This is a genomic window from Streptomyces durocortorensis (assembly GCF_016901035.1).
Classification (GTDB): domain Bacteria; phylum Actinomycetota; class Actinomycetes; order Streptomycetales; family Streptomycetaceae; genus Streptomyces; species Streptomyces durocortorensis.
In genome coordinates, this window is sequence record NZ_JAFEUF010000043.1 from 32,586 (window position 1) to 40,298 (window position 7,713).

General features: G+C 70.9%; 9 protein-coding genes. 6 read left to right on the forward strand and 3 right to left on the reverse strand.

Annotated elements, in window-relative coordinates:
* Window positions 1–139: 139 nt before the first annotated feature.
* Window positions 140–811, reverse strand: coding sequence for a lysophospholipid acyltransferase family protein (locus JS521_RS11765; RefSeq protein ID WP_205082674.1), 672 nt, complete (start codon window positions 809–811; stop codon window positions 140–142).
* Between the two features lie 264 nt (window positions 812–1,075).
* Here JS521_RS11765 and JS521_RS11770 point away from each other — a divergent pair, with 264 nt between their 5' ends.
* From JS521_RS11770 to JS521_RS11780, 3 genes are all read left to right on the forward strand, one after another.
* Entirely contained in the window at window positions 1,076–2,233 is a 1,158-nt protein-coding gene (locus JS521_RS11770) for a glycerophosphodiester phosphodiesterase (protein WP_205082676.1), read from the forward strand.
* A 148-nt stretch (window positions 2,234–2,381) separates the two neighbouring features.
* Window positions 2,382–2,927, forward strand: a complete 546-nt coding sequence (locus JS521_RS11775) for a sigma-70 family RNA polymerase sigma factor (protein ID WP_205082677.1) — start codon at window positions 2,382–2,384, stop codon at window positions 2,925–2,927.
* A gap of 46 nt (window positions 2,928–2,973) precedes the next feature.
* The gene (locus tag JS521_RS11780) at window positions 2,974–3,477 is read left to right on the forward strand and encodes a GNAT family N-acetyltransferase (RefSeq protein WP_205082679.1); all 504 of its coding nucleotides are present in this window, start codon (window positions 2,974–2,976) and stop codon (window positions 3,475–3,477) included.
* 49 nt (window positions 3,478–3,526) lie between these two features.
* Here JS521_RS11780 and JS521_RS11785 read toward each other — a convergent pair whose 3' ends face one another.
* Both JS521_RS11785 and JS521_RS11790 read right to left on the reverse strand, forming a co-directional pair.
* Entirely contained in the window at window positions 3,527–3,967 is a 441-nt protein-coding gene (locus JS521_RS11785) for a hypothetical protein (RefSeq protein WP_205082680.1), read from the reverse strand.
* A gap of 1 nt (window position 3,968) precedes the next feature.
* Complete coding sequence (locus JS521_RS11790) at window positions 3,969–4,328, reverse strand: hypothetical protein (protein WP_205082682.1); 360 nt, start codon at window positions 4,326–4,328, stop codon at window positions 3,969–3,971.
* A 616-nt stretch (window positions 4,329–4,944) separates the two neighbouring features.
* On the opposite strand from JS521_RS11790, the gene JS521_RS11795 reads away from it, so the two are divergent.
* The 3 genes from JS521_RS11795 to JS521_RS11805 all read left to right on the forward strand — a co-directional run bounded on the left by JS521_RS11795 (window position 4,945) and on the right by JS521_RS11805 (window position 7,684).
* The gene (locus tag JS521_RS11795; RefSeq protein ID WP_205082683.1) at window positions 4,945–6,045 is read left to right on the forward strand and encodes a methionine ABC transporter ATP-binding protein; all 1,101 of its coding nucleotides are present in this window, start codon (window positions 4,945–4,947) and stop codon (window positions 6,043–6,045) included.
* Window positions 6,042–6,713 (forward strand): methionine ABC transporter permease, encoded by a 672-nt coding sequence (locus tag JS521_RS11800; protein WP_205082685.1) that lies wholly within the window; start codon window positions 6,042–6,044, stop codon window positions 6,711–6,713. Before JS521_RS11795 ends, JS521_RS11800 begins: the two co-directional genes overlap by 4 nt.
* Window positions 6,714–6,811: 98 nt before the next feature.
* Window positions 6,812–7,684 (forward strand): MetQ/NlpA family ABC transporter substrate-binding protein, encoded by an 873-nt coding sequence (locus tag JS521_RS11805; RefSeq protein WP_205082686.1) that lies wholly within the window; start codon window positions 6,812–6,814, stop codon window positions 7,682–7,684.
* The last annotated feature ends 29 nt before the right edge of the window (window positions 7,685–7,713 follow it).

Below are 7,713 nucleotides of genomic sequence, written 5' to 3' on the forward strand. Positions count from 1 at the left end.
GGGGGGGGTGGCGGGGGGGGGGCGTCTACGCTTGTGCGGGGGGCCCCCCCCCGTTCGGCGGGGGTCTTGCCGTCCGCCTTAACCACCCCCCCCCCCCCCCCCCCCCGGGGGGGGGGGCCCCTTCTCGCGTGGTCCCGCCTCAGGCCGCCTTCGCCTTCGTCGCGTACATGTCCACGTACTCCTGGCCGGACAGTCGCATCACCTCGGCCATCACCGAGTCCGTCACCGCCCGCAGCACATAGCGGTCGCGGTCCATGCCCTCGTACCGCGAGAACTCCATCGGCTCACCGAAGCGCACCGTGACCTTGCCCGGCCGGGGCAGACCCGCGCCGCCCGGCTGCAGCTTGTCGGTCCCGATCATCGCGAACGGGATCACCGGCGCGCCCGTCATCAGCGTCAGCCGCGCGATGCCCGTACGGCCCCGGTAGAGCCGGCCGTCGGGGGAGCGGGTGCCCTCGGGGTAGATCGCGAAGGCCTGCCCCTCCTCCAGCACCCGGCGGCCCGTCATCAGCGCCGCGACGCCGCCCCGGCCGCCGTCCCGGTCCACCGGGATCATGCCGCAGCCGGTGAAGAACCAGGCCATCAGCTTGCCCTTGAGGCCCTTGCCGGTGACGTACTCGTCCTTGCCGATGTAGAACACCGGCCGGTCGACGCAGACCGGCATGACCATCGAGTCGATGAACGTCAGGTGGTTGCCCGCGAGGATCACCGGCCCGGTCCCGGGAATGTTCTCGACGCCCTCCACCTGAGGGCGGAACATCAGGCGCAGAATCGGTCCGAGCACTGCCTTGATGACCGTGAGACGGGACAACGGTTCCTCCGGTGTCGTGGCCGGGCCGGCCGCGGTGGAACGGGTTCCAACGGGCGGTGGCCGGTGCCGACGGATGATGGTCGGTGCAGGTGAGGACGATACTCGCGGGTATGCGCTGATCGCACATCGGGTTCACGAAGCGGATACGCGGTGTTGACATGTGTTTCCGCCACGTTGGCCGAAGGTCCGCCCTCTCGTACGCCTCCCAGCCTACGATCGGGCCTCGCTCGACCGGTCCCGGACATCACCAAGCGAGGAGCATTCATGACGGAGCGTGCGTGGACGACCCCCGGCCGGCGGACCCTTCTGGGCGCCGCGGTCCTCGGCACCGCGGCCCTGGGCCTGCCCGCCGCCGCCCAGGCCGCCGAGCGGGGCCGAGGCCACGGCGGCGGTCACGGATCGCTGCGCGACCTGCCCGTGCCGACGGTGATCGGCCATCGCGGGGCCAGCGGCTACCGCCCCGAGCACACCCTCGGCTCCTACCAGCTGGCTCTGGACATGGGCGCGCACATCGTCGAGCAGGATCTCGTGCCGACCAAGGACGGCCATCTCGTCTGCCGCCACGAGAGCGACATCACCGGCACCACGGACGTCGCCGACCACCCCGAGTTCGCCGGCCGCAAGGCCACCAAGAGCATCGACGGCGTCTCCTACACCGGCTGGTTCACCGAGGACTTCACGCTCGCCGAGCTGAAGACCCTGCGGGCCAAGGAGCGCATCCCGGGCAACCGCCCGGACAACACCCTCTACGACGGCCGCTGGGACGTCCCCACCTTCGAGGAGGTCCTGCGCTGGGCGGAGAAGGAGGGCCGCAGGCGCGGCAAGCCCGTCTGGCTGTACGTCGAGACCAAGCACCCCACCTACTTCCGCAAGCTCGGCCTCGGCCTGGAGGAGCCGCTCGCCCGGCTGCTGCGCCGCTACGGCCGGGACCGCAAGAACTCCGCGCTCATCCTCCAGTCCTTCGAGCCCGGCTCGGTCCAGCGCCTCGCCCGCCTCGTCGACACCCCGCGCATCGTCCTGCTCTCCGGCCCCAAGGAGCGCCCCTGGGACTTCGTCGAGTCGGGCGACCCGCGGACCGTCGCCGACCTGGTGAAGCCCGCAGGCCTGAAGTGGATGGCCTCCTTCGCCCAGGGCATCGGCCCCACCCTCGACCTGGTCATCCCCAAGGACGCCTCGGGGCGGCTCGCCACCCCGACCACCCTGGTCCGGGACGCGCACGCCAAGGGCCTGCTGCTGCACCCGTACACCCTGCGCAACGAGAACAGCTTCCTGCCCGCCGACTTCCGGCGCGGCACCGACCCCAACGCCTACGGGGACGTGTTCGGCGCCTGTGCGGCCTACTTCGCCACCGGCATCGACGGCATCTTCGCCGACCACCCGGACACGGCCCTGCTCGCGGCCGCGGACCACGCGGGACGCTGACGGGGCACGGGGTGGCGCGCTTCCCCAACGCGCGGCGCGCCGCGTGCAGGGGAGGCGCGCCGTCAGCCGTACGCCCCCGCATGCCCCGGTCGGGTGGTGTGGCGAGGCCGGGGCAACCGGCCGCCCCCAGCGGCACGTCCGCCGGGGCATGACGCTTCTCGATCATGACCTCGACCCGGCCGCCGCCACCGCCCTCGTCGTCCGCGCGTTACAACCCCTGGTGCGCGCGGAGGCGAGTGCCGAGGCCCCGGCCGCCGGGGTCGATCCCGCCGACCTCGAACAGAGCGTCTGGGTGCGGCTGCTGGAGCGCCCGGCCGCCGCCGGACCGCCCGCCGACGCCGCCCGCTGGGTGCGCGACACCGTACGGGCCGAGGCCCGCCGGGGCCGCCGCACGGTCCGGCGGGAACGCCCGTACGCCGGAACGGAACCCGTCGCCGGACCGGCTGACTGCCCGGAACGCGCCGCGCTCGGGGCCGCCGAACGCCGGGCGCTGCGCTCCGCGATGGCCCGGCTGCCCGGCCGCTGCCCCCGGCTGCTGGAGGCGCTGCTCGCCCCCGGTGACCCGACCTACCGCGAAATCGCAGGGGAGTTGGGTATGTCACAGGGCAGTTTGGGTCCGATCCGTTCCCGTTGCCTTGGATGTCTGCGCAGAATGCTGGCTGCGGAGGTTGTCGCCCCATCCGTGCGGGGATAGGGAGCGGTAGGCAACCGGCGGACAGGTGAGCGGGAGGCGTGCACACATGGGCATGAGCGTGACCATCTCGGCGGCGACGGCACAGGACGTCGAGCAGATCTTCAGACTTCAGTACCTCTGCTTCCAGCGCGAGGCGGAGCTGTACGACAACTACCGGATCGACCCGCTCGTCCAGAGCCTCGAATCACTGCGCGCCGAAGTCGCCGACGACCTGGTGTTCGTGGCCCGGCTCGGCGACGAAGTCGTCGGCGCGGTGCGGGGGTTCACCGACCCCGAGGGCACCGGCCTGATCGGCAAGCTCTGCGTCCACCCCCGCCTCCAGGGCCACGGCCTCGGCGCCCGGCTGCTGCTGGCCGCCGAGTCGGCGCTGACCGCCGAGCGGGCGGCGACCCGCTACCGGCTGCACAGCGGCCACCGTAGCGAGAGCAACCTCCGGCTCTACCGGAAGGCCGGATACGCCCGGGTCGGGGCCGTCACCGGAGCCGACGGCGTACAGCTGATCCTGCTGGAGAAGGACGCCGCCGACCGGGACTTCGTGGCCAGCGCCTGACCGGACGCCGCGCGGGGCCGGGCGGAACGGACCGGGCGGAGCCCCGGGATCAGACCGCCACCGTCTTCGCGCGGCGCAGCCAGATCATCCCGGTGACCGGCAGGATCACCGGGATGAAGAGGTAGCCCATCCCGAAGTCCGACCACACCGTCGAGTCCGGGAACGCGGCCGGCTCCGCCAGCGTCCACGCACCGACGACCAGCACGCCCAGCAGCTCCGCCGCACAACACACCAGCGCCGCCCTGCGGGCCTTCTCCCCGCCGCGCACCAGCGAGTACGTGATGAATCCGTACACCACGGCGGCGACGGCCGAGAGCGTGTAGGCGAGCGGGGCACGGTCGAAGCCCCGGGCCATCTCGACGATCGTGCGCGAGGCCGCCGCGACCGTGAACACGCCGTAGAACCAGACCAGGACCCGGCCGGGACCGGTGCCCAGCTCGAAGGGCGGCTTCGGGGCCGTGGCCACCTCGGAGCGGTCGGTGTCGCTCACGTCAGTTTCCCCAGATGTCATAGAGCCGGACCTCCAGAACCGCCAGCACGACCGCGCCCGCCGCCACCGTGACCGAGCCCCAGCGGGTCCGCTCGGTCAACGACAGGAATCCGGCCGCGGGCACGGCGGCGAACGAACCGATCAGATAGGCGATGAACACCGCCATCCCCTGCTCCGGCCGCTCCCCGCGCGCCAGCTGCACGACGCCCACCACCAACTGGGCCAGCGCCAGTACGGAGACGACCGCCATCCCGATGAAATGCCAGTCCTTCGTCGGCTGGTCCCGGTAGGCGGCATGTCCGCACCAGGCGGCGAGGGCGAGCGCGGTCACGGTGACCGCGACCGTCAGGGCGTCAAGCATGAGTCGAGGGTATTACGGACGGAACGCCCGCCCTCGTGCGGCCCCGACGACCGCGGAGGCGGCTGCCGCTCCGGCGCCGGGACCGTGGCCTTGGCCACAACCGGCGGACGGCATTCCGCTCCCAGCCCGCCGGGCCGACATCGGACCGCGCCCCCGTCCGCACCCCCGTTCACACCTCGTCGTCGCAGGTCACAGGCGTGCGCCGGAGGTCGGGCGGAGGAATCGCAAGGTCGGGATCCGGCCATCCAGCACTGTCCGCTATGCGGACAGCCGGGATCGCGGCGACCTCACGTCTGTTTTACTTGGGCCCATGACCACGACGAGCAGCCGCACCCTTGCGACCGAGGCGATCAGCACGCCCGGTGCTCGTTGTATGTGTCGAATGCGCGCCTTCTGAGGGCCCCCGCCTGAGCCTCGCGCCCCGAAGCGAGACCGAGCCTGTGCCGTTCGCAGTCCACGGAACGAGCCTGCCCGCGCATGTGCTGACCCCCGGCCGATCGCCGCTCGAAGCCATGCCGAGACGTAACCCGGCCCACCAGCCCGAACAGTCTCCTCGACGAATGCCCCGTGCCCGGCGGACACCGCGCCGCGCACTCGACAGTGACGGAAACCCCCTGTGATCACCACGACGGGCCTCACGAAGGTCTACCAGTCGCGCGACCGTGAGGTCACCGCACTCGACGGCGTCGACCTGCACGTCCGCGAAGGCGAGGTGTACGGCGTCATCGGACAGAGCGGCGCCGGCAAGTCCTCCCTCATCCGCTGCGTCAACCTCCTGGAACGCCCCACCTCCGGCACCGTGACGGTGGCCGGTCAGGACCTCACCGCGCTGGCCGGCCGCGGCCGGCGGGCGAGCGCCGAGCTGCGCCGGGCGCGCACCCGCATCGGCATGGTCTTCCAGCACTTCAACCTGCTGGACTCCCGCACCGTCCTCGACAACATCGAACTGCCGCTGGAGATCCTCGGCGTCTCCGGCCAGGCGCGCACCCGCAAGGCCAAGGAGCTGCTCGACCTGGTCGGCCTCGCCGACAAGGCGAAGTCCTACCCCGGACAGCTCTCCGGCGGCCAGAAGCAGCGCGTGGGCATCGCCCGCGCCCTCGCCGGCGACCCCCAGGTGCTGCTCTCCGACGAGGCGACCTCCGCGCTCGACCCGGAGACCACCCGCTCCATCCTCCAGCTGCTGCGCGACCTCAACCAGCAGCTCGGCCTGACCGTCCTGCTCATCACCCACGAGATGGACGTCGTCAAGACCATCTGCGACTCCGCGGCGCTCATGCAGCGCGGCCGGATCGTCGAGTCCGGGACCGTCGGCGAACTCCTCGCCACCCCCGGCTCCGAACTGGCCCACGAGCTGTTCCCGGTCGGCGGGAGTGCCTCCGGCCCGGACCGCACGGTCGTCGACGTCACCTTCCAGGGGGAGTCGGCCTCCCAGCCGGTCATCTCCCAGCTCTCGCGGACGTACAACATCGACATCTCGATCCTCGGCGCCGCGATGGACACCGTCGGCGGCAAGCAGATCGGCCGGATGCGCATCGAGCTGCCCGGCCGGTTCGAGGAGAACGTCGTCCCCATCGGCTTCCTGCGCGAGCAGGGCCTCCAGGCCGAGGTCGTCGAGGACGAGACCGACCCGAAGACCCCCGCCGCGACCGCTCCGGCCGCCGCCCCCGCCGTACCGGAGCAGACGCCCGCCGCGATCACCAAGGAGGGCGTCAAGTGACCTGGTCCGAAATGCAGCCCCTGCTGACCCAGGGCACCTACGACACCCTCTACATGGTGCTGTGGTCCGCCCTGGTCACCGTCGCCGGCGGACTGCCGCTCGGTGTCCTGCTGGTCCTCACCGACAAGGGCGGACTGCTCCAGAACACCGTGGTGAACAAGGTCATCGGCGTGATCGTGAACATCGGCCGCTCGCTGCCGTTCATCATCCTGCTGATCGCCCTCATCCCCTTCACCACCTGGGTCGTCGGCACCTTCATCGGCCCCACCGCGATGATCGTGCCGCTCGCCGTCGGCGCCATCCCGTTCTTCGCCCGGCTCGTCGAGACGGCGATCCGCGAGGTCGACCACGGGCTCGTCGAAGCGGTCCAGTCGATGGGCGGATCCATCCCCACGATCGTCCGCAAGGTGCTCCTCCCGCAGGCCCTGCCCTCGCTCGTCTCGGGCGTCACCACCACCCTCATCGTGCTCATCGGCTACTCCGCGATGGCCGGCGCGGTCGGCGGCGAAGGTCTCGGCTCCAAGGCCGTCACCTACGGATTCCAGCGCTTCGACAACCAGTTCATGCTGATCACCGTCGCGCTGCTGATCGTCATCGTCACCGTGATCCAGCTGATCGGCGACCTCACCGTCCGGCTGCTGGCCCGCCGCGGCCGCACCGTCTCCTGAGGCCCCGCACCGTCTCCTGAGGCACCCCCCGACTTTCTCTCCCCACCGAGCCCGAACTCCTTGTCCGGGCGCACCACCACAAGAAAGAGGCACTTTTCGTGCGCAAGAACATCAAGATCACCGCAGCTGCCGCCGCCACCGCCACCGCCGCCCTCGCCCTCGGCCTCAGCGCCTGCGGTACGTCCTCCGACCCGGCGTCCAAGAGCGAGACCGGCGCGAACGCCGACACCTCCAAGGCCCTCGTCGTCGCCGCGTCCCCGACGCCGCACGCCGACATCCTGAACTTCGTCAAGAAGAACCTGGCGGACAAGGAAGGCCTCAAGCTGGAGGTCAAGGAGTTCACGGACTACGTCCTGCCGAACACCGCCACCCAGAACGGCCAGGTCGACGCCAACTTCTTCCAGCACAAGCCCTACCTGGACGACTTCAACGCCAAGCAGAAGACCACCATCGTCCCGGTCGTCAACGTGCACCTGGAGCCGCTCGGCCTCTACTCCAAGACGGCCAAGGACCTCAAGGACATCAAGGCCGGCCAGACCATAGCCGTCCCCAACGACACCACCAACGGCGGCCGCGCCCTCCAGCTGCTCGCCGAGAACGGCCTCATCACCCTCAAGGACGGCGTCGGCACCAGCGCCAAGCTGAGCGACATCACCGACAAGAAGGGCCTGGAGTTCAAGGAGCTGGAGGCCGCAACCGTGCCCCGCGCCCTGGACGACGTGGACGCCGCCGTCATCAACGGCAACTACGCCATCGAGGCCGACCTGAAGCCCGGCAAGGACTCCATCGCCCTGGAGAAGGCCGAGGGCAACCCGTACGCCAACTTCCTCGCGGTCAAGGACGGCAACGAGAAGGACCCGCGCGTCGAGAAGCTCGCGAAGCTCCTCAACTCCGACGAGGTCAAGAAGTTCATCGAGGACACCTACCAGGGCTCGATCGTCCCGGCCTTCGGTACCCCCGCCAAGTCCTGACCCCCGCCCGGCACTTGCCGACGGAGCCC

What these genes read in the sequence shown, in the direction of transcription:
- JS521_RS11780 (WP_205082679.1), top strand. Translation starts at nt 2,974, where the DNA reads ATGGGCATGAGCGTGACCATCTCGGCGGCGACGGCACAGGACGTCGAG.
- JS521_RS11775 (WP_205082677.1), top strand. Translation starts at nt 2,382, where the DNA reads ATGACGCTTCTCGATCATGACCTCGACCCGGCCGCCGCCACCGCCCTC.
- JS521_RS11770 (WP_205082676.1), top strand. Translation starts at nt 1,076, where the DNA reads ATGACGGAGCGTGCGTGGACGACCCCCGGCCGGCGGACCCTTCTGGGC.
- JS521_RS11790 (WP_205082682.1), bottom strand. Translation starts at nt 4,328, where the DNA reads ATGCTTGACGCCCTGACGGTCGCGGTCACCGTGACCGCGCTCGCCCTC.